This is a genomic window from Bradyrhizobium sp. USDA 4541 (assembly GCF_024171085.1).
Classification (GTDB): domain Bacteria; phylum Pseudomonadota; class Alphaproteobacteria; order Rhizobiales; family Xanthobacteraceae; genus Bradyrhizobium; species Bradyrhizobium australafricanum.
The window spans coordinates 5,993,633-6,017,108 of the sequence record NZ_JALJZF010000001.1 but is presented as its reverse complement, the minus strand read 5'-3'; the positions used below and the strand labels follow the sequence as shown (position 1 = coordinate 6,017,108).

Genomic DNA, 23,476 nt, shown 5'->3' with positions numbered 1-23,476 from the left:
GTTCCAGCCCGTATGAAAATCTTCGAACCGGCGTCAGCGCCACATGCCGCGCATCCGGGCGCCGATGTCGATCGGCGGCGCGCGGTTGGCCGCGGAGGCCTGCGCGGCCGCGGCGCGCGGCCAGGTGGTCCGCTCGAACATCGGCAGCAGTCGTTCCGGGATGAAGCGGGTGCGCGAGGCATACATGTGGCGGTCGCCCTTGGCGGCCTGGCCGTGAACGAAGAAGCGCTGCGGCACCAGCAGATGCAGATCGTCCTTGGCGCGGGTCATCGCGACGTAGAGCAGGCGGCGCTCCTCCTCGAGTTCGGCCGACGTGCCGGCGCCGAGGTCGGAGGGCATGCAGCCGTCGACGACATTGAGCACATAGACGGATGTCCATTCCTGGCCCTTGGCGGAATGGACCGTCGACAGGATCAGATAATCCTCATCGAGCAACGGCACGCCAGCCTGGTCGCTGGTCGCATCGGGTGGATCGAGCGTAAGCTCGGTGAGAAAACGTTCGCGTGACGGGTAGCCGGCGGCGATCTGCTCGAGCTGAATGAGATCGGCGCGGCGTACCTCGCTGTCCTCGTGGATGCGATCGAGATGCGGTTCGTACCAGAGGCGGGCGCGTTCGATATCGACGGGCCATTCCGAGTAGCGAAGGTTCTCGATGGCCTCCACGAACAGCCGCCAGTCCGCACCGGCGCGGGGCGGAGCGGGCAGCGCGACGAGCGCAGCAATCGGATCGGCGGCCTCGGTCATGCGGTCGAGCACCCGCTGCGCCGAGGCCGGTCCGACGCCGGGCAACAGATGCAGGATGCGGAAACCTGCAACCCGGTCGCGTGGATTGGCGGCGAAGCGCAGCAGCGCCAGCATGTCCTTGACATGCGCGGCGTCGAGGAATTTGAGGCCGCCGAATTTCACGAACGGAATGTTGCGGCGGGTCAGTTCGACCTCCAGCGGTCCGCTGTGCGAGGAGGTGCGGAACAGCACCGCCTGGTGCTTCAACAGGGTGCCTTCCTCACGATTGGCCAGCACCTGCTCGACGATGTAACGGGCCTGATCGGCCTCGTCGCGGATCGTGACGAGCAGCGGCTTACGGGTCGAGGTCCGGTCGGTCCACAGGTTCTTGGTGAAGCGCTCATTGGCGAGCGAGATCACGCCATTGGCCGCCGACAGGATCGGCTGCGTCGAGCGATAGTTGCGATCGAGCGTGACGATCTCGGCGGCCGGGCTGAACTGGGCCGGGAAGTCAAGGATGTTGCGCACGGTGGCGGCGCGGAACGAATAGATCGACTGTGCGTCGTCGCCGACCACGGTGAGCCCGCGGCCCGCGGGCTTGAGCGCGAGCAGGATGGAGGACTGCAGGCGGTTGGTGTCCTGATATTCGTCGACCATCACATGGTCGAAACGGCCGCCGATCTCCTCGGCCAGCGCGCTGTCCGTCACCATCTGCGCCCAGTAGAGCAGGAGGTCGTCGTAATCGAGCACGTTCTGCCGCTGCTTGGCTTCGACATAGGCCCCGAACAGCTGTTTCAATTCACTGGCCCAACCGGAGCACCACGGGAAGAACTGGCCGAGCACGGCCTCGATCGGCATCTCCGCGTTCACGCAGCGCGAATAGATCGCAACGCAGGTGCCCTTGGTGGGGAACCGGCTTTCGGTGCGGGAGAGCCCGAGATCGTGGCGGACCAGATTGATCAGGTCGGCGGAATCCTCGCGGTCATGGATCGTGAAGGCCGGGTCGAGGCCGATACGCTCGGCGAATTCGCGCAGCAGCCGCGCGCCGATGCCGTGGAACGTGCCGGCCCAACTCAGCGCGTCGGTCATGACCGAGGCGCGATCGCCGAGCACGCGGCGCGCAATGCGCTCGACGCGGCCGGCCATCTCGGCGGCGGCGCGCCGCGAAAAGGTCATCAACAGGATGCGGCGCGGATCGGCGCCAGCGACGATCAGATGCGCGACGCGATGGGCGAGGGTGTTGGTCTTGCCGGACCCCGCGCCCGCGATCACCAACAGCGGCGCGCCGACGATGCAATCCTTGCCGACCCCGTGCTCGACAGCGCGGCGCTGCTCGGCATTGAGCGCATCGAGATAGGCTGTGTTGGCAAGATCAGTCACGAATCACCCCCACGAAACGCTAACAGACATTGCGATTCATTGGGGCCGGCGCGCCGAGGCGGACGGAGAGAAATTAGATTGACATTAACGCGGCGCGGCGCACAACCCCGCCATGGGTGACGTATCCAAATCCGACACGCCGCTGAAGGCGACGTTCAAGGTGCGGCTGAACGGCGAGACGGTGACGCTCGCGACCGTCGGCCAGGCCTATAGCTTCATCAGCAATCTCAGCGCCGTCGAATGGATGGAGTTCCGCTCGCTGCATGACGAGGCATTGGTTGCACTCGAGAGAGCGGCCGGTAACGCCATGCTGACGGTGCAAGCGACCAACGCGTTGCGGATGCTGTTCGTCCGCGCGAAACTGCTTTGAAAAGAAAATGAGCCGCCTTGGTGTTCCATTGGCCCTCCAAGGCGGCCCGAGAGTGCGGCTGAAGCGCATTGCGCACCCGCCGTCGCGTGTACCGCCGTTACCTTGTTTGCGGCCATAACGAACAGCGCCTTACGCAACCACCGCCGATTCGGCTGTAGCCGCGGCACCACAATCACGGGCCAACGTCATCGACCAGGCGGTCATACACGAGCGCGGACCGGAGGTTCATGGTTGCGATCTTCAGATAGCTCGGCTCGCGCATGGCGTTGTTGAACATCATGATCGCCGTCTTCCAGTAGCCGCGCTCGCGCTGATCCAGGTTTAGCGCGGACAGGTAGTCCGCGGCGTCGCCGACCGTCGCGAGCGTTCGCCCGTCCTTCAGCGTAATCGGGAACGCAAGCGGCGACCGCTTCTCCAACTCCAGCACGTCAGGCTCCCCCAGGACCAAGCAGCAATAAGACAAAGCAGCAATAACAGGAACAGACCTAGCTGCGCCGCTATATCAAAGCCTTAAGGGGACGTCCGGCCTGGCTGGCGCGGACGGTCAGAACGAATCCGCCAGCGCGATCTCCGCCTTCAGCGCGTCGATCCGCCGTTCGGCTTCCTCGGACGTCAGGTCGCGTGCGTACTGGTTCGGCTGATAGGCCTCCTCGGCGAGGCTCCTCAACCGCAGCGCCTGGGCACGGGTCATCAGCCCGCCAAGCCGCTCCGCAACCCCACCATATCTTACCGCTGCCACGCTCATTGCTTGCCTCGCTTGCTGGATCGTGACTTGACAATATGTTCTATTTTTGTTCTAACAAGCTATGGACAACAAGATCAATGAAATTCGGCGCAAGATCAGCACGTTGCGAGCTGAGATGACCCTGATCGAGGCGTCGATCAGGGATCAGGTCAACCGCGACCTCGATTGCAGTGAAGCATCCTACCGGCTGATGGCGATGCGAGCCGAAGTGGCCCAACTGGTCGGCCGGTGGAAGGCCGCCGGCGGCGGCGAGCGTCTCCCCACGGTCCGGGAGCGGCTGAGCCGGAGCTTCGAGGACCGCGCCGGCGCGAAGGTCAAGGTGGACAAGGACAAGGCGAAGCCTACGCCCGGTCACAGCAACGCCCGGGTGTGATCCGGGGGTTTGTCCAAAGAAGGGAGCCTCGAACACCGGCTCAGGCCCAAATCAGGTTTCAAGGAAGGAACTGGGACCGCAGGATCTGCATTTTCTTGTGGTGAGAGCCAATACCATAGCATCGCCCAGCGCCATGATCGCCGATCCGACCGCGCCACCGCGGGCATCGATGAATGACGATCGCAGTCCACTGCTGACGCTGATCTCCTGCATCAGCTGCATCAGGACGATGCGGCTCGAGAGCAGCCATCCGGGCAGCGAGGGCAGGGATATTCTTCAGTACCGCTGCGAGCAATGCAGCCGCATCGAGCGGGTGCAATTGGTGCGGCGAAGCTGGCCGGCGGAACGCTAGCCTTTCGATTTTGAACTAGTGTCCCGAATCCGAAGTTCGCATCATTTGCCGCATCTTCGGAGCGAACTTCGAATTCGATAAGGACACTGGCAAACTTATGATTCTAGTGTGCTTTATGAATGCGAAGTTCGTGAAAGTGGCTGCCGCGAAATCGCACGGACTTCGCATTCAGCACACTAGGAGCGGGCTTTCGCCTTTGGTCTTGCCACGACGTCATGCGCGGTGGCATCGAACTCGCTCGAAGCGTTGCCGGATGGCCCGCTCGTCGCGCTGCCGACGCCGTGCCCCGTCAACTTTGCGAGTTCGCGGCTGAGGTCGTGGATGTGGTACGGCTTGCGTAACACCGGAAAGTCGGACCTCACGTCGCGTGCGCTCGCGCTGTAGCCTGTCGTCAGCAGGATCGGCAGCTCGGGCTTTCTGTCCCGGATCGTGCGCGCCAGCTTCAGTCCATCGATCCTGCCGGGCATGACGATGTCGCTGAACACCACATCGATCCCGTTGGCGTCGATTTCCGACAAGGCGGCCTCCGCGTTCGAGGCCCAGCGCACGGTGTAGCCGAGCTGTTCGAGCAGGCCCGTGCTCGCATCGGCGACGGCAGGATTGTCCTCGATCAGCAGGATCGTGGCCAAGCCGGGCGTGCTGTGCCCCGTAGCTGTGCGCTTTGCGGCCGCAGTCCCGCGCGGGAGATAGATGCTGACCGTCGTGCCCTTGCCGAGCGCGCTTGTAATCTCGACCCGGCCATCCGCCTGGTGCGCGAAACCGTGAACCTGGGACAGCCCAAGGCCGGTCCCTTTGCCGACCGGCTTGGTGGTGAAGAAGGGATCAAAGACCTTGTTCATGACATCGTCTGGAATGCCTTCGCCGGTGTCGGTAATGCTGACGACCACCTGGGCGGCTTCCGGGACATTGCGCGCCGCGACGGTCAGCGTGCCGCCGCCGGTCATCGCATCCCGGGCATTGACCACGAGGTTGATCAGCGCGGTCTCAAATTCCGTCGGATCGACGAAGATCGGCCAGAGATCCGGTCCGATCTCCATGTTCAGCTTGATCGCGCCGCCGAGCGCGCTGGTCAAAACCTCTCGCACCGCGGTGATCCTGTCAGCGACGTTGATGGTCTGCGGATTGACACTCTGCCGACGCGCGAAGGTGAGGAGCTGCCTGGTCAGGGACGCGGCACGCTCGGATGCGGTTTCGATCGCGCCGAGTGCAAGCATCCCCCGTTCGCTCATCACCTCGCGCTTGATCCGGTGCAGATTGCCGGAGATGATCATCAGCAGGTTGTTGAAGTCGTGCGCGACGCCGCCGGTCAGTTGGCCGAGCGCATCCATCTTTTGCGATTCCGCAAGCTGACGCTGCACCTGTTCGAGCTTCTGATGCGCGTCGCGCCGCTCGGAAATATCCCGGGTGATCTTGGCGAAGCCGACCAGGCTGCCGTCGGTATCGCGGATCGGATCGATCACGACGCTCGCCCGGAAGAACGAACCGTCCTTGCGGACCCGCCAGCCTTCCTCCACGTAATGCCCGGTCTCTTCCGCGATCTTGAGCGCATGGGCGGGCTTGCCGGCAGCCTGGTCGGCCGGCGTATAGAACCGCGAGAAGTGCTGGCCGATGATTTCGCCGGGCGAATAGCCCTTGATGCGCTCGCCGCCGGCGTTCCAATTGGCGACGATGCCGGCCGGCGTCAGCATATAGAGCGCATAGTCGGTGACATTGCTCACCAGCAGGCGGAACTGGCTTTCGCTGGCCTCGAGATCCGCGCGCGCCTGATGCCGCTCGGTGATGTCGCGGGTGACCATTGTGTAGCCGACGAGCTTGCGCTTCTCGTAGATCGGATCGATGACCACAGCGGCGTAGAATTGCGACCCGTCCTTGCGGACGGACCAGCCTTCGGCCGCTGAGTGCTTCTCCTTCCGCGCCATCTGCAGTGCTCTCGCCGGAACGCCGGATGCGCGGTCTTCGGCAGGATAGAAGACCGAGAAGTGCTTGCCGAGGATCGCCTTGGCCGGATAGCCCGTGATGCGCTCGGCGCCCTTGTTCCAGTTGATGACCCGGCCATCGGGGCCGAGCGTGCAAATGGCGTAGTCGACCACGCCGCCAGCCACCGGCCGACGATCGTGCCGGCTCTCGACGATGCCCCGTTTGAGTTGTTCTGATTTCTTAACCATCACCGATCCTGCCCCCGCCCGAAACGCGCGGGGATGGTCAATGTTCCATGCGAGCACGAGGACCGGGCGATCAGGGCCGGCTCCGTCGTTCCTCGTAAAAGTTCGGCCAACGGTCGGAACTTTTGGTTCCAATCGCGATTAAGGTACTCGGTTTGCGTCACAAATTGCGGCTTTGGCGTTTTCCCGCTTGAATAGATCAAGGGCAGTCATTCTTATGGTCACACTGGCTTTTCCGAGTCTCTGGATTCGCGGCCAGCGCGTAGGGGAAATTACATGACCGATCTCGGTTCGTCGCCTCGTCCCCGTGCTGATACGCGCCGCAGCCAACAATCAAACGGAAGCCTCGATTCCTCGCATGACCTACTGCAGTCGCTGCAGGCGATGCGCGCCGGCGACTTCTCGGTCCGGATGCGTGGCGACTATCTCGGCATCGACGGCAAGATCGCAGACGCCTTCAACGAAATCGCTGCCGCCAACGAACGCATGGCGCAGCAATTGGCGCGCGTCGGCCAGGTCGTCGGCCGCGAGGGACAGACCCGCCAGCGCGTCAATTTCGGCCTCGCCAGCGGCGCCTGGGCCGATATGGAGAGCTCGGTCAACACGCTGATCGACGATCTGCTGTGGCCGACCCGCGAGGTCACCCGCGCGGTCGCTGCGGTGGCGCAAGGCGACCTGCTGCAGACCGTGCAGCTCGACGTCGAGGGCCGGCCGCTGCGCGGCGAATTCCTGCAGTCGGCGAACATCGTCAACACGATGATCAAGCAGCTCTCGGTGTTCACTTCGGAGGTCACGCGCGTGGCGCGCGAAGTCGGCACCGAGGGCAAGCTCGGCGGCCAGGCCCAGGTGCCGGAAGTGACCGGCGTCTGGAAGGACCTGACCGAGAGCGTCAACTCGATGGCCAACAACCTGACCGGCCAGGTCCGCAACATCGCCGAGGTGACGATCGCGGTCGCCAACGGCGACCTGTCCAAGAAGATCACGGTCGACGTCCGCGGCGAGATCCTGCAGCTGAAGGAAGCCATCAACACGATGGTCGATCAGCTGCGTTCGTTCGCTTCCGAAGTGACGCGCGTGGCGCGCGAGGTCGGCACCGACGGCAAGCTCGGCGGCCAGGCGATCGTGCCCGGCGTCGCCGGTACCTGGAAGGACCTCACCGACTCGGTGAACGCGATGTGCGGCAACCTGACCGCCCAGGTGCGCAACATCGCCAACGTGACCACGGCCGTGGCGCGCGGCGACCTGTCGCGCAAGATCACGGTCGACGTCAGCGGCGAGATTTTGGAGCTGAAGGACACCATCAACACGATGGTGGACCAGCTCAACTCGTTCGCGTCGGAAGTGACGCGTGTGGCGCGCGAGGTCGGCACCGAGGGCAAGCTCGGCGGCCAGGCCCAGGTGCCCGGCGTTGCCGGCACCTGGAAGGACCTGACCGACAACGTCAACTTCATGGCGTCGAACCTGACCGCGCAGGTCCGCAACATCGCCGACGTAGCCACCGCAATCGCCGGCGGCGACCTCTCGAAGAAGATCACGGTCAACGTGTCGGGCGAGATCCTTCAGCTGAAGGAAACGCTGAACACGATGGTGGACCAGCTCAACGCGTTCGCGTCGGAAGTGACGCGCGTGGCGCGCGAGGTCGGCACCGAAGGCAAGCTCGGCGGCCAGGCCAACGTGCTCGGCGTCGCCGGCACCTGGAAGGATCTGACCGACAACGTCAACTTCATGGCGTCGAACCTGACCGCGCAGGTGCGCAACATCGCCGCCGTGACGACCGCGGTCGCTGGCGGCGACCTCTCCAAGAAGATCACGGTGGACGTGCGCGGCGAAATCCTCGAGCTGAAGGACACCATCAACACGATGGTCGATCAGCTCAACGCCTTCGCCGGCGAAGTGACGCGCGTGGCGCGCGAGGTCGGCACCGAAGGCAAGCTCGGCGGCCAGGCCGAGGTGCGCGGCGTCGCCGGCACCTGGAAGGATTTGACTGACAGCGTCAACTCGATGGCCTCGAACCTGACCGCGCAGGTCCGCAACATCGCTGAGGTCGCGACCGCGGTGGCGAAGGGCGACCTGTCGAAGAAGATCACGGTGAACGTGTCGGGCGAAATCCTTCAGCTGAAGGAAACGCTGAACACGATGGTGGACCAGCTCAACGCCTTCGCCGGCGAGGTGACCCGCGTGGCGCGCGAGGTCGGTACCGACGGCAAGCTCGGCGGCCAGGCCGAGGTGCCCGGCGTCGCCGGCACCTGGAAGGACCTGACGGACAGCGTCAACTCGATGGCCGGCAATCTCACGGCGCAGGTCCGTAACATCGCCGAGGTCGCGACCGCGATCGCCGGCGGCGACCTGTCGCGCAAGATCACCGTCGACGTGCGCGGCGAGATCCTTCAGCTGAAGCAAACGCTGAACACGATGGTCGACCAGCTCAACCGCTTCGCGGGCGAGGTGACGCGCGTGGCGCGCGAGGTCGGCACCGACGGCAGCCTCGGCGGCCAGGCCAACGTGCCCGGCGTCGCCGGCACCTGGAAAGACTTGACCGACAACGTCAACTCGATGGCCGGCAACCTGACCGCGCAGGTCCGCAACATCGCGGAGGTGACGACCGCCGTGGCGCGCGGCGACCTGTCGCGCAAGATCACCGTCGACGTGAAGGGCGAAATCCTCGAGCTCAAGAACACCATCAACACGATGGTGGACCAGCTCAATGCGTTTGCGGGCGAGGTGACGCGCGTGGCGCGCGAGGTCGGCACCGAGGGCAAGCTCGGCGGCCAGGCCGAAGTGCCCGGCGTCGCCGGCACCTGGAAGGATTTGACCGACAACGTCAACTTCATGGCGTCGAACCTGACTGCGCAGGTCCGCAACATCGCCGAGGTCGCGAGCGCGATCGCCGGCGGCGACCTGTCGAAGAAGATCACCGTGGACGTGCGCGGCGAGATCCTGCTGCTCAAGGACACCCTGAACACGATGGTCGAGCAGCTGCGCTCGTTCGCCGCCGAAGTGACGCGCGTGGCGCGCGAGGTCGGCACCGAGGGACGGCTCGGTGGCCAGGCCGTGGTGCCCGGCGTCGGCGGCACCTGGAAGGACCTCACCGACAACGTCAACCTGCTGGCGGCGAACCTGACCACCCAGGTGCGCAACATCGCCGAAGTCACCACTGCGGTGGCGCGCGGCGACCTGTCGCGCAAGATCACGGTCGACGTGAAGGGCGAAATCCTCGAGCTCAAGAACACCATCAACACCATGGTCGACCAGCTCAACGCCTTCGCCGGCGAGGTGACGCGCGTGGCGCGCGAGGTCGGCACCGAGGGCAAGCTCGGCGGCCAGGCCGAGGTGCGCGGCGTTGCCGGCACCTGGAAGGACCTCACCGACACCGTCAACGTCATGGCGGTCAACCTGACCGAGCAGGTGCGCGGCATCGTCAAGGTGGTGACCGCGGTCGCCAACGGCGACCTGAAGCAGAACCTGACGGTGAAGTCGAAGGGCGAGGTGGCCGCGCTCGCCGACACCATCAACAACATGACCGAGACGCTTGCGACCTTCGCCGAACAGGTCACCAGCGTGGCGCGCGAGGTCGGCGTCGAGGGACGGCTCGGCGGTCAGGCCAACGTGCCCGGCGCGGCCGGCACCTGGAAGGATCTCACCGGCAACGTCAACCTGCTCGCGGCCAACCTGACCTCGCAGGTGCGCGCGATCGCGGAAGTGGCGACCGCCGTGACCAAGGGCGACCTGACGCGCTCGATCCAGGTCGACGTCCGCGGCGAGGTCGCCGAGCTCAAGGACAACATCAACACGATGATCGGCAACCTCCGTCTGACCACGGAGCGCAACACCGAACAGGACTGGCTGAAGACCAATCTGGCGCGCTTCACCAACATGCTGCAGGGCCAGCGCGATCTTGCGACCGTCGGCCGGCTGCTGCTGACCGAGCTTGCGCCGCTGATCAACGCGCATATGGGCGTGATCTACCAGGTCGACAATCCCGAGAATGCGCAGTTGCGCCTGTTGTCGGCCTATGCCAGCGACAGCAGCAATCCGCATCCGCAGATCGTCCAGTTCGGCGAGGGATTGATCGGCCAATGCGCGCTCGACAAGCGTCAGCGCCTCGTCTCCGAGATTCCCGGCGATGCGGTGCCGATCAATTCGGCCTTGATGCGGATCATGCCGAAGAACCTCGTCGTGTTTCCGGTGCAGTTCGAGAACCAGGTCAAGGCGGTGATCGAGCTGTCCTCGATCTCCTCGTTCACGACCTCGCAGATCACCTTCCTCGAACAGTTGACCGACAGCATCGGCATCGTGCTCAACAGCATCGAGGCGACGATGCAGACCGAGGCGCTGCTCAAGCAGTCGCAACAGCTCGCCGGCGAGTTGCAGACCCAGCAGAAGGAATTGCAGCAGACCAACGATCAGCTGGAGCAGAAGGCCCAGCAGCTGGCCGAACGCAATGTCGACGTCGAGCGCAAGAACCAGGAAATCGAGCAGGCGCGGCGCGCGCTGGAAGAAAAGGCGACCGAGCTGTCGCTGACTTCGAAGTACAAATCCGAATTCCTCGCCAACATGTCTCACGAGTTGCGGACACCGCTGAACTCGATCCTGATCCTGGGCCAGCAGCTCACCGAAAATCCCGACGGCAACCTGACCGGCAAGCAGGTCGAGTTTGCCCGCACCATTCACGGCGCCGGCACCGACCTGTTGAACCTGATCAGCGACATCCTCGATCTCTCCAAGATCGAGTCCGGCACGGTGACGGTCGACGCCGAGGAAATTCTGACATCGAGCCTGCTCGAGACCGTCGGACGGCCGTTCCGGCACGAGGCGGAGAACCGGCATCTCTCGTTCAGTATCGATGTCGACGCCAATCTTGCGCGCAGCATGGTCACCGACTCCAAGCGGCTGCAGCAGGTGCTCAAGAACCTGTTGTCGAATGCGTTCAAGTTCACCGCGGAAGGCGGCGTCAGCCTGACCGTGTCGGCCGCGCTCGGCGGCTGGAGTGTTGAGCATCCGATCCTCAATGCGGCGCCCGCGGTCGTTGCGTTCGAGGTGTCGGATACCGGCATCGGCATTCCACAGGACAAGCAGAAGCTGATCTTCGAGGCGTTCCAGCAGGCCGACGCCGGCACCAGCCGCAAATATGGCGGCACCGGCCTTGGACTGGCCATCAGCCGTGAGCTCGCGGGTCTGCTCGGCGGCGAGATCCATCTGCGCAGTGCGACAGGCAAGGGCTCGACCTTCACGCTCTATCTGCCGCTGAAATATGCCGGCCCCTCGGTGGCACTGCGCCCGCAGGCTCGACCGATCGCGATGCCGCACCCGCCGGCGCCGGCGCTGCAGGCGTCGGGCGCGCAGGAGCGTGTGATCGAGCAGCTTCCCGACGACCGGCTCAATCTCGAGCCCGGCGACACCATCCTGCTGATCGTCGAGGACGATCCGCATTATGCGCGGGTGCTGATCGATCTGGCGCGCGACAAGGGCTTCAAGGTGCTGGTCGCAAGCCGCGGTGCCGAAGCTCTGGATCTGGCCAAGCAGTTCCAGCCGAGCGCGGTGTCGCTCGACGTCTTCCTGCCCGACATGCTGGGTTGGACCGTGCTGAGCCAGCTCAAGCACAATCCGCTGACCCGTCACATTCCGGTTCAGATCATCACGCTCGACGAGGACCGGCAGCACGCGCTGGCGCGCGGCGCGTTCTCCTTCGTCAACAAGCCGACGACGACGGAAGGCGTCAGCGCTGCGCTGTCGCAGATCAAGGAATACGCCAGACCACGCCGCAAGCGCCTGCTGATCGTGGAGGACAATGCGGCGGAGCAGCTCAGCATCACCGAACTGCTCGGGCACGAGGATATCGAGATCGTGACCACCGGCACCGGGGCAGGGGCGCTCTCGACGATGCGCGAAAATCCGTGCGACTGCGTCGTGCTCGACCTGCGCCTGCCCGACATGAGCGGTTTCGAAGTGCTGGATCAGATCCGCAAGGACGAGACGCTGTCCAATATACCCGTCGTCGTGTTTACGGGCCGGGAACTTTCAGCGGAAGAAGACGCGGAACTGCATACGATGGCGCGCAGCATCGTCGTCAAGGGCGTGGAATCGCCGGAGCGTCTGCTCGACGAAACGTCACTGTTCCTGCACCGTGTGATCACGGAATTGCCCGTCGAAAAACAGAGGATGCTGGAGAAGCTCAATAGTTCTGATGAGGATCTTATTGGCAAGACCGCACTGCTGGTCGACGACGATGCCCGCAACATCTTCGCGCTCTCGAGCGTGTTGGAGCGGCGAGGTATGAAGGTGTTGACTGCGACAACCGGTCACGAGGCCATCTCGCTGGTCGAATCCAATCCCAAGATTGCGATCGTGCTGATGGACATCATGATGCCGCAGATGGACGGTTACCAGACCATCGGCGCCATCCGGCAAAACTCCGCCTTCGCGCGGCTGCCGATCATCGCGCTGACCGCGAAGGCGATGAAAGGCGATCGAGAGAAATGCCTGGAGGCAGGCGCGTCCGACTATCTGGCGAAACCCGTGAACACCGAGCAACTGCTGCTGGCGATCCGCATGTGGCTGCACCGCTGATCGGCGATCGAACATGATGGACCACGAAAAGGTAAACATCCTTCTGGTCGATGACCAGCCGGCGAAGCTGCTGGCCTATGAGGTCATCCTGAAGGAGCTCGGCGAGACACTGGTCGCCGCGTCGTCGGGCCGCGAGGCGCTGGAGTTCCTGCTCAAGAACGAAGTCGCGGTCATCCTGGTCGACGTCTGCATGCCAGAGCTCGACGGCTTCGAGCTCGCGGCGATGATCCGCGACCATCCGCGCTTCCAGAAGACCGCGATGATCTTCATCTCGGCGATCCAGGTCAGCGATATCGACCGGCTCCGCGGCTACGAGATGGGCGCGGTCGATTACGTGCCGGTGCCCGTCGTGCCCGAGGTGCTGCGGGCAAAGATCCGCGTGTTCGCCGAGCTCTACCGCAAGACACGACAGCTCGAACGCCTCAACGCGGAGCTCGAGGACCGCGTGCGCGCACGCACCGCCGAGCTCGAGCAGTCGACCACGCGACTGGTCGAAAGCGAGGCACGCCGCAGCATGGCGATTGCGGCCGGCAAGATGGGCTCGTGGGACTGGGATTGGGTCAACGGCGACTGGATGTGGGACGAGGGGCAATACAAGATCTTCGGCGTCGACCCGAAATCCTTCAAGCTCACCTCCGACAATATACAGGCGCTGTTTCATCCCGACGATGTCGAGCACCTCCGGCAAGCCTGGACCGGCTTCGGCAAGGGCCAGACGTCCTATGAAACCGAATTCCGCGTCATGCGGCCGGACGGCGAAGTGCGCTGGTGCGTCGGTACAGCCGCGGCCACCAGCGACCGCAACGGCAAGGTGGTACGGGTGAGCGGCGTCACCGTCGACATCACCGATCGCAAGAAGGCCGAGGAGCGGCAGAGCCTGTTGACCCGCGAGGTGGACCATCGCGCCAAGAACGCGCTCGCGCTGGCACAATCGATCGTGCGGCTGACGCGCGCGCAGAACGTGACCGCCTATGTGCGGGCGGTCGAGGGCCGCATCACAGCGCTGGCACGCGTTCACACCGTGCTGTCGCTGTCGAGCTGGCAGGGCGCCGAAATCCGGCGGCTGGTCGCCGAGGAGATCGCGCCGTATTCGGAAGCCGGACAGATCCAGATCGATGGCGAAGAGGTGCAGTTGCAGCCCGCGACCGCGCAGACCTTGGCGCTGGCGCTGCATGAGCTCGTCACCAACTCCGCCAAATACGGTAGCCTGTCGGTGCTGTCGGGCCGGCTTGCGATCACCTGGGAACTGCACGACGAAACGTTGATCCTGGCCTGGGTGGAATCCGGCGGACCTCCCGTGACCAAGCCGAAGCAGAGAGGTTTCGGCACGAGAAGCGTCATCGCCAGCATCGAGACCCAGCTCGGCGGCCGCGCCGACTTCGATTGGCGCACCGAGGGCCTGGTGTGCCGGCTCACGGTTCCGCTCAAGGCGCTGGCTGGAGAGCCCGCGGCCTACCGCGATTTGTCGACGGCCGAGCAGCGCCAGCCCATGGTCAGTTCCAGGGCCGTGTAGCGCCTCCCATCGAACAGGAACCAAGCGCCGGACGCTGCGGTTAACGGGGCTTGATCGCTCCATTCGTGGCTTGAGGTGCTGCCTTGGATGCCCAAACCAGAGAGCGCGGGCCGTCCGGGGAGAAGCCGCGGCAGCCCGAGCGCAACCCCGAGCAAGGATCGCGACCCGACCGCGGATCCGCGCCACAGCAGGAAACCGAGCGCAAGCCATCGATGCGCGACCGGCTGCGCGAGCACTGGCTGCTTGCCACAGTCGGCGCCTGTCTGCTCCTGCTCGCGATCATGGGTGGCGTGAGCTATTGGCTCAACGTGCGTCACTATGAATCGACCGATGACGCGTTCGTGGCCGCACGCAGCTTTGCCGTGGCAGCAAAGGTCGGCGGCTATGTCGTCGAGGTCCCCGTCACCGACAACCAGCACGTCAATGCCGGCGATCTCCTCGCGAGGATCGACGAGCGCGACTACAAGATATCAGTCGATCAGGCCAGCGCACAGGTCGCGGTCGCAGAGGCCAATATCGCCAATGTCGAGGCCCAGATCGACAGCCAGCAGGAGCAGATCAAGGAAGCCAAGGCGCAGCAGCAACAGGCCGAGGCGCAATTGAAGTTCGCGCGGGAGGAGGCGGAGCGCGCCCAGAACCTCGTCGAAAAGGGCGCGGGCACGGTGCAGCGGCAGCAGCAGACCCGCTCGGATCTCGACGCCCAGCAGGCCAATGCCAGCCGCGCCAGAACGGCAGTGACTGCCGCCGAGCTCGGCGTCAAGACGCTCGAGGCTCAGCTCAAGAGCAGCAAGGCATCGCTGGAGCAGGCGCAGGCCCAGCTCGATCAGGCCAAATTGAACCTGCAATATAACCGCATCGTCGCAGCGCAATCCGGACGCGTCGTCAAGCTGAGCGGCGCGGTCGGCACCTATGTGGCGCCGGCCCAGAGCGTCATGATGTTCGTTCCTGACGAGGTCTGGATCACCGCCAACTACAAGGAAACGCAGCTGACGGACATGCGCCCGGGCCAGCCGGTCGAGATCAGGATCGATGCGTATCCGGGGCGCAAGCTCACTGGCCGCGTGGCTTCGGTTCAGCCGGGCTCGGGCACTGCGTTCAGCCTGCTGCCGGCGGAGAACGCGACCGGCAATTTCGTCAAGGTCGTGCAGCGCGTTCCCGTGAAGATCGTGATCGACAATTGGCCGAATGACGTTCCGATTGGGCCGGGCATGTCGGTCGTGCCCTGGACCAGGGTGCGATGAGCGACGTTGCGGCAGGCGGCGGCGCAGCCTGGTCGCCGGAGCGTTCGGCTGCCGGCGGACATAATCCTTATCTGATTGCCTTCGTCGTCTCGATCGCGACCTTCATGGAGGTGCTGGACACCACGATCGCGAACGTGGCCTTGCGCCATATCGCGGGCGGCCTGGCCGTCGGCATCGACGAGAGCACCTATGTGATCACCAGCTATCTGGTCGCCAACGCGATCGTGCTGTCGATCTCGGGCTGGCTCTCGACCGTGATCGGCCGCAAGCGCTTCTACATGATCTGCGTCGGCACCTTCGCGTTCGCGTCCCTGCTGTGCGGGCTTGCCTGGAGCCTGGAGGCGCTGGTTCTGTTCCGGATCATCCAGGGCCTTGGCGGCGGCGGGATGGCGACGAGCGAGCAGGCGATCCTCGCCGACTCCTTTCCGCCGGCCAAGCGTGGCCAGGCGTTCGCGATCTACGGCGTCGCGGTGGTGGTTGCTCCCGTGGTCGGGCCAACGCTCGGCGGCTGGATCACCGATACCTATAGCTGGCACTGGATCTTTCTGATCAACGTGCCGATGGGCTTGCTCTCGCTGTTCCTGGTCGGGACGCTGGTCAAGGAGCCGTTCGGCGCCGAGCAGGAGCGCAAGGAGCTCCTCAAGGACGGCCTGCGCGTCGACTACATCGGCTTCGTACTGGTCGCGATCGGGCTCGGTTCGCTCGAATTCGTGCTCGACGAAGGCCAGCGCAAGGACTGGTTCGGGTCCAACATGATCGTCGGCTTCGCGCTGGCCTCGGCGATTTGCCTGATCGCGCTGATCCCCTGGGAGCTGACGCGCAAGGACCCGATCGTCGATCTCCGCCTGCTGGGACGTCGCCAGTTCGGATCGTGCTTCCTGGTGATGCTGTGCACCGGCGCGGTGCTGATCTCGTCGACGCAGCTCCTGCCGCAGCTGTTGCAGACCGAGCTGAACTATACTGCGCTGCTTGCCGGGCTCGCACTGTCGCCCGGCGGCGTCGTCACGCTGATCTTGATGCCGGTGGTCGGCCATCTCGTCAGTCGCGTTCAGCCGAAATATCTGATCGCGATCGGCGGCTGTATCGTTGCATTCTCGATGTGGCACCTGACGGGACTGAACGGCGACATCACCTATGGCTATGCTGCGCTCGCACGCATCTTTCTCTCCGCCGGGCTTCCGTTCCTGTTCTTGCCGGTCACGACAGCGTCATATGACGGCGTGCCGCCGGATAAGACCAACCAGGCCTCGGCGCTGATCAACGTCGCGCGCAACATCGGCGGGTCGATGGGCGTCGCACTCGCGCAGACCGCGCTGGCGCAACGCCAGCAATTCCACCAGAGCCGACTGGTCGAACATGCCGCGCCGTCCGACATCGGGTATCAGCAGACCATCGACACGATGACGCGCTTCTTTGAGGCACAGGGGTCGAACGCATCGGACGCCGCGTCCCAGGCGGTCGCCTGGGTCGGCCAGACCTTGCAGCGGCAGGTCGACCTGCTCGCCTATATCGACGTGTTCTGGATGCTCTCGATCATCGGCCTCGTGATGATCCCGCTGGCGCTGATCATCAAACCGGTCGATCTGACGGCGCCACCCAAGGGACATTAGAGCAGACGACATTGTGAACGCGGGAGCGGCCGAACCACGCTATGAACGGCGTGGCCGAAGGGAAATCGCGCGAGGAGCATATGCCCAGGACGAGTCTTGTCGGTGCGGGTCTGTCGGTCGTCTTCCTCGCGGCGATCAGCATCACGCGGTCGGGCGCCGAGCCCGTGCTGAAAGGCGCGGAAGCCTTCGGCGACTGGCAACGCGACAAGCCGGGCACGGTGCGCCTGATCACGCCGCAGGACTTGCCCAAGCCCGGGGCAACGGCGTCGAGCAGCAAGTTTCCGCGCGTCATGCCGAGACCTGCGTCGGCCGCGCCGCAGGTGCCGGCAGGGTTCAAGGTCGAACTGTTTGCGAGCGGGCTCAGCGGTCCGCGGATCATCCGGACCGCGCCCAATGGCGATATCTACGTGGTGGAAACGGGCTCCGGCCGCATTCGTATCCTGCGCAGCGCCGAGGGCGCCACCAGGCCTGCGACCAATGAAGTCTACGCAACCGGCCTGAACCAGCCGTTCGGCATCGCGTTCTTTCCGAGCGGTGACAATCCGCAATGGCTCTATGTCGCCAACACCGACAGCGTCGTGCGATTTGCCTACCGTAACGGCGATCTCAAGGCGTCGGGAAAACCCGAGACGATCGTCGCCCGGCTGCCGCCCGGCTACGGCCATTCCACGCGTGATATCGTGTTCACGCCGGACGACAAGCGGATGCTGGTGTCTGTCGGCTCCGCCGGCAACGCAGGCGAGGGGCTGGGTCGCCCGCCGAAGGGCATCGAGGCCTGGAGCCGCGACCATGCGCTCGGCGCTGCATGGGGCGACGAGACCGATCGCGCCGCCGTGCTCGCCTTCGATCCTGATGGCAAGAACCAGAAGCTGTTTGCCACGGGGATCCGCAACTGCGTCGGACTTGCGATCCAGCCCGGAAGCGGTACGCCGTGGTGCTCGACCAACGAGCGCGACGGCCGCGGCGACAACCTCGTGCCCGACTATGTGACGCGGGTCCGCGAAGGCGCGTTCTACGGCTGGCCCTGGTACTACATCGGCGGCAACGAAGACCCCGCGCATGCCGGCGCGCGGCCCGACCTGAAGGACAAGGTGACGGTCCCTGACGTGCTATTGCAGGCCCACTCGGCGTCGCTTGGCCTGACCTTCTACACCGGCAGCAGTTTTCCGCCGGAATATCGCGGCGATGCTTTTGCTGCCGAACACGGCTCGTGGAATCGGTCGAAGCGCACCGGCTACAAGGTCATCCGCATCAGGCTGAAGGACGGCGTGCCGACCGGCGAGTACGAGGATTTCGTCACCGGCTTCGTCATCGGCGACAATGAGGTCTGGGGCCGTCCGGTCGGTGTGACGGTCGCGCGCGACGGCGCACTGCTGGTCTCCGAAGACGGCAACGGCACGATCTGGCGCGTCAGCCGCGACTAGCGCTGCAGGCGGCGCGCGCTAGCCGAGCCCGTCCTTGAGGCCATACTCCTCGTAGATGGTCAGGGGATCGGTGTCGGGAAACAACCGGCACTTGGCCTGCGCAAGATGCAGCGTGACGGCGCCGGCCTCACATCTGGCGGTCAGGATTTTTCGGACATCCTCCATATGCGCGCGCGGCTGATGCTTTGACGGCAATTGTTCGAGCGCCACCAGCGCTGTGGCCAGGGCCTCCGTGACCACCCATTCGTCGTGTCCGGTAATTCCCTTTCGCGGCATCGCCACACCCTCCGTAGCACCGGCTGCGACATTGTAGCGCGAGATGGGTGGGGGCTGTCATCAGCCAACATGGCCAGGGCAGCGGGGAACCGGTTCGCGTGGCCCTGCCACGATGCGCCGCAGGGAACCGGCGTGGCAGCGCGCGGAAGCAATGATTAGAACCACGAGGCTCGCTTCTTCGTCTCGGGTCAGTCCACCCAAATGTTCGCTCCCTATCTTTTGGCCTGGAGTCTTGTCCCCGACGGCGCCCCGATCGTGACGCATGCCGCACGGTTGCTGCCGGTGCGCCGGCATGGGGAGCCGGCCATGCTCAAGCTCTCGCACGAGCCGGACGAGCGCCTCGGTGCCATCGTGATGGAGTGGTGGGACGGCGAAGGTGCGGCGCGGGTTCTTGCCCGTGACGGCGACGCCCTTCTGCTCGAGAGGGCGACGGGATCGGCTTCGCTCAGCGAAATGGCGCGAACCGGCCGGGACGACGAGGCCTGCAGGATCCTCTGCGCAACGGCTGATCGGCTTCACGCCGAGCGAGCGAAGCCGCGGCCGGATCTGACGCCGCTGACGCATTGGTTTCGTGAGTTGTGGCCCGCGGCGAGGGCGCATGGCGGCATTCTGAACCGATCGGCGGAAGTTGCCGAAGCTCTGCTGGGCAGTCAGCGCGAGATCGTGGTCCTGCATGGCGACCTGCACCATGACAACGTGCTCGACTTCGGCGCGCGCGGCTGGCTTGCGATCGATCCGAAGCATCTCGTCGGCGAGCGCGGCTTCGACTTCGCCAACATCTTCACCAATCCGGATCTTGCGGATCCGACACGGCCGGTCGCGACCGAACCCGGACGCTTTGGGCGGCGGCTCGACATCGTCGTTGAAGCCGCGCGGCTGGATCGCCGGCGCCTGCTGTCATGGATCGTAGCCTGGACCGGCTTGTCGGCCGCATGGTTTCTGGGGGATGACGATCCGCTCGCCGAAATCGACCTTACGATTGCACAGCTCGCCGCCGCCGAACTCGACCGGATGGCGTAGGGCGCGCAGCGACTACGCCGCCTCGGCGCTGGCTCCACTCAGCGACACGCTCAGAATCCGCCACTTCGAGATATCGAAGAAGTAGGCGGCCTTGATGCGCGCGGAAGCGGGGTCCGGCGCCTGAATCACGGTGTGGAATTGCCGCGTCCCATCGCTCAGCGAAATCCGGAATGTCTGCATTGGTCGAACCTCCACGCGCGGATGCTGCGGCACGGGGAGTTAACATCCAGTTGCTGTTGACGGCGCGCGCGACACGCTTGCTTCACTCACTCAGGTGAAGCCGGCGGCAGCCGCACCATCGTGTCCTCTGCGCCAACGACGCGTCCATCCTGCGCGCGCAATTCGAGCCGTCGCACCGGCAGCCCGTTCTTGCGGTCGACCAGCAGCACATGCGCCTCATCGGGCTCAAAGAAGAAATCCTCACCCCACTGCCGGAGCGCGACAAGAAGAGGGAAGAGCCCGCGTCCCTTTTCGGTCAGCACATATTCCTGGTAGGGGCTGCCGTCGCTTGCGGGCATCGTCTCCATGATGCCGTGCGCCAGAAGATTGCGGAGCCGGGCCGAGAGAATGTTCTTGGCAAGCCCGAGGCTCTTCTGAAACTCGCCGAAGCGGCGCAGCCCGTCGAACGCATCGCGGACAATCAGCAGCGACCACCAGTCGCCGATCGCATCCAGCGGCCGGGCAACGCCGCACATCGAGTCCCTGTGGCTCACTCGCTTGGCCATCGTGATCCTCAACACTCATTCCCTGGGGGATGATCGGCGCTCAGAGCCGCGGCCGGAAAACCACCCGATCGTGGGTTCGATATATTGGTTGCAAAGTAAAACCTCAAGCGATACACGATGGTTGCAAATTAAAACCTCCTGAGGTGCGCCATGATCCAAGCCGACGCCGCGTTCGACGGCACTTTTCCTTTCGCACCGCATTTCAGCGCGGCGCCGGGCTTTCAGATGCATTATGTCGACGAAGGTCCGCGGGACGGCGAGGTGGTGCTTTGCCTGCACGGCGAACCAAGCTGGGGCTATCTGTTCCGCCACCTCGTGCCGAGCCTCAGTGCGACGCACCGGGTGGTCGTTCCGGATCACATGGGTTTTGGCAAGAGCGCGACGCCGGCGCATCGCAGCTATTGGCTGCAGGACCATGTCGACAATCTCGAAGCGCTGGTCCGCGCGCTCGATCTCACCGACATCACGCTGGTCATGCATGATTTCGGCGGCCCGGTCGGCATGGGGCTGACGGCCCGGCATCCGGGCCGGATTCGCCGCATCGTCTCCGCCAACGGGCCAACGCCGTTCGGGCAGAGCGATCTGTTCGATCGCGTCGCCGCAAACGCGCAGGTCTCGCCGTGGTTTCAATGGATCGCAAAGGCCGAGGCGAGCGGCGACCTTGAGCCGGTTCTCGGACAGCTCGGCTTCAACATTTTGAGCACGCTGAAGCTCAACGGATTCGAGAACAACGCCGTCATCACGGACGCCTGGCTCGCCGCCTACGGCGCGCACTTCGCCCGTCCGGCGGACTGCCTCGGTGCGATCGGCTGGGCCAAGGGTTTTGCGATCGGCGCGCATCAATTCCAGGCGCCCGATCCCGCCGCCGACCGCTTGATCCGCAGCAAGCCTGCGCTCGCGATCTGGGGCGAGGCGGACCGCACGCTGCGCGCGGAGCATTTCCTGCCGCTGTTTTCCGCAATCTTCCCGACGGCGCCGGTCAGGCGCCTTGCCGGCGTCGGGCATTACTGCTTCGAGGATGCGCCTGGGGAAATCGCCGGCCTGATTGCGGAGTTCATGCGGCAGACGTGACTACGCGTCACATCGTGCATTCCGCCGAGATCGCAGCCTCAAGTGCCGGCACCCAGGCCTTGTAGGCGGCGGCGGTGAAGTGAATGCCGTCGGCCATCTTCGCGCCCGGCGGCAGATGCGGGTCGATAAACCGAACACCACGCGCAACTGCGGCGGCTTCGATCGCCCGGTTGGTCGATTCGTCAGCTGCGACGGCGATGGCCACCAATGGCCGCGTCGAGAGCGACTTGACGGTCTCGATGAGGTTGGCGAAGTCGCGTTGCGCCGTTGGCGATCCGGCGTCGTTGGCGCCGACCGCGAGCACGAGCAAGAATGCGCCCTGGTCCTGCAGCACGCGCCCGGCGAGCTGCTTTGCCTCCGCGATGGTCTGACCGCCAACACCGGCATTGATGACCGGACGTCCGCAGAGCTGCCGGGGCAGCGGAGCCATTTCGGTGATGCTATCGCCAAGCACGACGATCGGCGCCGGCGCGTCGGCGATCGCAGCGCGTATCATGAATTCGCGCACCGCGGCATGATCGTGAAAGGCGTGCTGAGACACTTCGCCGAAACGGTTGCGCATCCTCTGCAGCTCCGCAAAGGAAGCGACAAAACCAATCAGAAAAGTAACGGCCAAAACCCAAGGTAGTGCGCGACGCATTGCTCCTCAGAGCTATCATCACGGCTCCAGCCCGAGCAATATTCGGAAACAACCGCACAACGCCGAAGCGATCACTTTCTGCGGATCACGTCCTGCGGGAGGTGGCTGGATACGGCGGCGCACAACACGTTACTTCGTTGCGGCCATCTGGTGGTTGGCTATCGCGGCCGCTTTGGTCTCAGCTCCGAACCCGGCTGGACAGCGCCCAATCGAAAGCAATGGCGGAAGGGGTGGGATTCGAACCCACGGTACCCTTGCGGGCACGCCGGTTTTCAAGACCGGTGCCTTAAACCACTCGGCCACCCTTCCAATCCAACAATTTCAATCGCTTAGCAGCTTGTTTGAATAGAACAAACTGCGAAATTGGCACCCGATTGGCACCTAACGCGCAAACGCCGCATTGATCGCCGCCGCCTTGCCGTCGTCGTTCCTAAACAAGTGGGCGTTGACGCGCAAGGTGATGTCCGGCTTCGCGTGGCCGAGCAAGATGGTGAGGATGTCCACGCCGGCGTCGATCAGCTGAGATGCGTGGGTGTGCCGGAGATTGTGGAACCCTATCTCGGGCTGCAAGTCGCTCCACGCCTTGCTGTAGCGCTTTGGTACGGTATCCTCGGCTGGTTTTGCGAATCGAATTGGCGAAGCAGCCGGGGTTGGGCTTTTTCTGGCCGCCAAGTATTCAATCACACAACGGCAGATGGTTCTCCGGCGGTGACGGACATATTGTCCAATGCGGCTTGCGGTAACGAAGTCGCGGATTTCGCATTTTCCCCTCCTATACGAGTATTGTTGTTCCATCGGTGAGATGAACGAGGTTCGTGGCGGAGAACGACGTATTCGTGCTCAGTGTGTCGAAGACGTATGCGTCAACGGATCGAAAGTCGGTGTATGCCGAAGCTAAACTATTCACGATGGAGGGATCGTCGTCCGTAGGTGGAAACCCTTTAATCATCGCCACGTTCGTTACGTTCTCGTAGGTGAAATCACTTGGAGCATTTATGAAGGCGATGACATCACGATCAGCTTCGAAGTTGTCGATTGCGTCAACGCTATTGCCTTGGTACTGGCTCAAATCAAAAACGAAGACGTCAGTTGCGCCGGTGGTACCAGTATAGAGTTGGAATTGGATACTTGCGTCGTCATGAACGATGTGCACCGCCGGAGAAATGTTTGACGGCAGTTGCTGCTGACCTATCGTCGACATGTGATCGGTAGCAGCTTGAGGAAGCGTAATTAGAGGCCTGTTGGGCATAACTTTAATCCTCCAATGGGTGCGCACGGCAAGAG

Annotated in this window: 20 protein-coding genes and 1 tRNA gene; 10 read left to right on the top strand and 11 right to left on the bottom strand. The window is 64.1% G+C overall.

The annotated features are described in order from the left end of the window. Positions 1–33: 33 nt before the first annotated feature. Entirely contained in the window at positions 34–2,103 is a 2,070-nt protein-coding gene (locus tag J2R80_RS28605) for an ATP-dependent helicase (RefSeq protein WP_141342395.1), read from the bottom strand. Between the two features lie 112 nt (positions 2,104–2,215). Here J2R80_RS28605 and J2R80_RS28600 point away from each other — a divergent pair, with 112 nt between their 5' ends. Beyond that, positions 2,216–2,473 (top strand): hypothetical protein, encoded by a 258-nt coding sequence (locus J2R80_RS28600; protein ID WP_057018676.1) that lies wholly within the window; start codon positions 2,216–2,218, stop codon positions 2,471–2,473. Between the two features lie 172 nt (positions 2,474–2,645). Here J2R80_RS28600 and J2R80_RS28595 read toward each other — a convergent pair whose 3' ends face one another. Both J2R80_RS28595 and J2R80_RS28590 read right to left on the bottom strand, forming a co-directional pair. Continuing rightward, positions 2,646–2,900 (bottom strand): hypothetical protein, encoded by a 255-nt coding sequence (locus J2R80_RS28595; RefSeq protein ID WP_028332017.1) that lies wholly within the window; start codon positions 2,898–2,900, stop codon positions 2,646–2,648. A gap of 117 nt (positions 2,901–3,017) precedes the next feature. Further along, positions 3,018–3,218: a DUF3072 domain-containing protein gene (locus tag J2R80_RS28590; RefSeq protein WP_026192767.1), complete on the bottom strand. Its 201-nt coding sequence runs from the start codon at positions 3,216–3,218 to the stop codon at positions 3,018–3,020. A 61-nt stretch (positions 3,219–3,279) separates the two neighbouring features. Between J2R80_RS28590 and J2R80_RS28585 the strand changes: the two genes are divergently transcribed. Further along, positions 3,280–3,591, top strand: coding sequence for a hypothetical protein (locus tag J2R80_RS28585; RefSeq protein WP_141342394.1), 312 nt, complete (start codon positions 3,280–3,282; stop codon positions 3,589–3,591). A gap of 133 nt (positions 3,592–3,724) precedes the next feature. Then, positions 3,725–3,943, top strand: a complete 219-nt coding sequence (locus J2R80_RS28580; protein WP_016845796.1) for a hypothetical protein — start codon at positions 3,725–3,727, stop codon at positions 3,941–3,943. A 176-nt stretch (positions 3,944–4,119) separates the two neighbouring features. On the opposite strand, the gene J2R80_RS28575 is transcribed toward J2R80_RS28580, so the two are convergent. Next, positions 4,120–6,108, bottom strand: coding sequence for a PAS domain-containing sensor histidine kinase (locus tag J2R80_RS28575; RefSeq protein WP_076828855.1), 1,989 nt, complete (start codon positions 6,106–6,108; stop codon positions 4,120–4,122). A 273-nt stretch (positions 6,109–6,381) separates the two neighbouring features. On the opposite strand from J2R80_RS28575, the gene J2R80_RS28565 reads away from it, so the two are divergent. From J2R80_RS28565 to J2R80_RS28545, 5 genes are all read left to right on the top strand, one after another. Continuing rightward, positions 6,382–12,672: a HAMP domain-containing protein gene (locus tag J2R80_RS28565; RefSeq protein WP_141342393.1), complete on the top strand. Its 6,291-nt coding sequence runs from the start codon at positions 6,382–6,384 to the stop codon at positions 12,670–12,672. A gap of 16 nt (positions 12,673–12,688) precedes the next feature. Then, entirely contained in the window at positions 12,689–14,185 is a 1,497-nt protein-coding gene (locus J2R80_RS28560; RefSeq protein ID WP_057018673.1) for a sensor histidine kinase, read from the top strand. Between the two features lie 83 nt (positions 14,186–14,268). After that, complete coding sequence (locus tag J2R80_RS28555) at positions 14,269–15,426, top strand: HlyD family secretion protein (protein WP_141342391.1); 1,158 nt, start codon at positions 14,269–14,271, stop codon at positions 15,424–15,426. Beyond that, positions 15,423–17,036: a DHA2 family efflux MFS transporter permease subunit gene (locus J2R80_RS28550; RefSeq protein ID WP_141342390.1), complete on the top strand. Its 1,614-nt coding sequence runs from the start codon at positions 15,423–15,425 to the stop codon at positions 17,034–17,036. The genes J2R80_RS28555 and J2R80_RS28550 overlap by 4 nt, the downstream gene beginning before the upstream one ends. Positions 17,037–17,116: 80 nt before the next feature. Further along, on the top strand, positions 17,117–18,460 hold the full coding sequence (locus tag J2R80_RS28545) for a sorbosone dehydrogenase family protein (protein ID WP_141342389.1): 1,344 nt from the start codon (positions 17,117–17,119) through the stop codon (positions 18,458–18,460). 18 nt (positions 18,461–18,478) lie between these two features. Here the strand turns inward: J2R80_RS28545 and J2R80_RS28540 are convergent, their stop codons facing one another. Next, positions 18,479–18,736 (bottom strand): hypothetical protein, encoded by a 258-nt coding sequence (locus J2R80_RS28540; protein WP_028340659.1) that lies wholly within the window; start codon positions 18,734–18,736, stop codon positions 18,479–18,481. A 201-nt stretch (positions 18,737–18,937) separates the two neighbouring features. Between J2R80_RS28540 and J2R80_RS28535 the strand changes: the two genes are divergently transcribed. Further along, on the top strand, positions 18,938–19,756 hold the full coding sequence (locus J2R80_RS28535; RefSeq protein WP_141342388.1) for an aminoglycoside phosphotransferase family protein: 819 nt from the start codon (positions 18,938–18,940) through the stop codon (positions 19,754–19,756). Positions 19,757–19,768: 12 nt separating this feature from the next. Here J2R80_RS28535 and J2R80_RS28530 read toward each other — a convergent pair whose 3' ends face one another. Together J2R80_RS28530 and J2R80_RS28525 are read right to left on the bottom strand one after the other, a co-directional pair. Continuing rightward, positions 19,769–19,936 (bottom strand): hypothetical protein, encoded by a 168-nt coding sequence (locus J2R80_RS28530; protein ID WP_200844494.1) that lies wholly within the window; start codon positions 19,934–19,936, stop codon positions 19,769–19,771. A gap of 86 nt (positions 19,937–20,022) precedes the next feature. After that, the gene (locus tag J2R80_RS28525) at positions 20,023–20,481 is read right to left on the bottom strand and encodes a helix-turn-helix domain-containing protein (RefSeq protein WP_082653901.1); all 459 of its coding nucleotides are present in this window, start codon (positions 20,479–20,481) and stop codon (positions 20,023–20,025) included. Between the two features lie 150 nt (positions 20,482–20,631). Between J2R80_RS28525 and J2R80_RS28520 the strand changes: the two genes are divergently transcribed. Continuing rightward, positions 20,632–21,552, top strand: coding sequence for an alpha/beta fold hydrolase (locus J2R80_RS28520; protein ID WP_141342387.1), 921 nt, complete (start codon positions 20,632–20,634; stop codon positions 21,550–21,552). Positions 21,553–21,559: 7 nt separating this feature from the next. On the opposite strand, the gene J2R80_RS28515 is transcribed toward J2R80_RS28520, so the two are convergent. The 4 genes from J2R80_RS28515 to J2R80_RS28500 form a co-directional block, all read right to left on the bottom strand. Next, the gene (locus J2R80_RS28515; RefSeq protein ID WP_253590256.1) at positions 21,560–22,114 is read right to left on the bottom strand and encodes an SGNH/GDSL hydrolase family protein; all 555 of its coding nucleotides are present in this window, start codon (positions 22,112–22,114) and stop codon (positions 21,560–21,562) included. Between the two features lie 297 nt (positions 22,115–22,411). After that, positions 22,412–22,501, bottom strand: a tRNA-Ser gene (locus tag J2R80_RS28510). A gap of 72 nt (positions 22,502–22,573) precedes the next feature. After that, positions 22,574–22,864, bottom strand: coding sequence for a tyrosine-type recombinase/integrase (locus tag J2R80_RS28505; RefSeq protein ID WP_253590232.1), 291 nt, complete (start codon positions 22,862–22,864; stop codon positions 22,574–22,576). A gap of 100 nt (positions 22,865–22,964) precedes the next feature. After that, a complete protein-coding gene (locus J2R80_RS28500) occupies positions 22,965–23,441 on the bottom strand; it encodes a hypothetical protein (protein ID WP_141343490.1) in 477 nt (158 codons plus the stop codon). Positions 23,442–23,476: the final 35 nt, after the last annotated feature.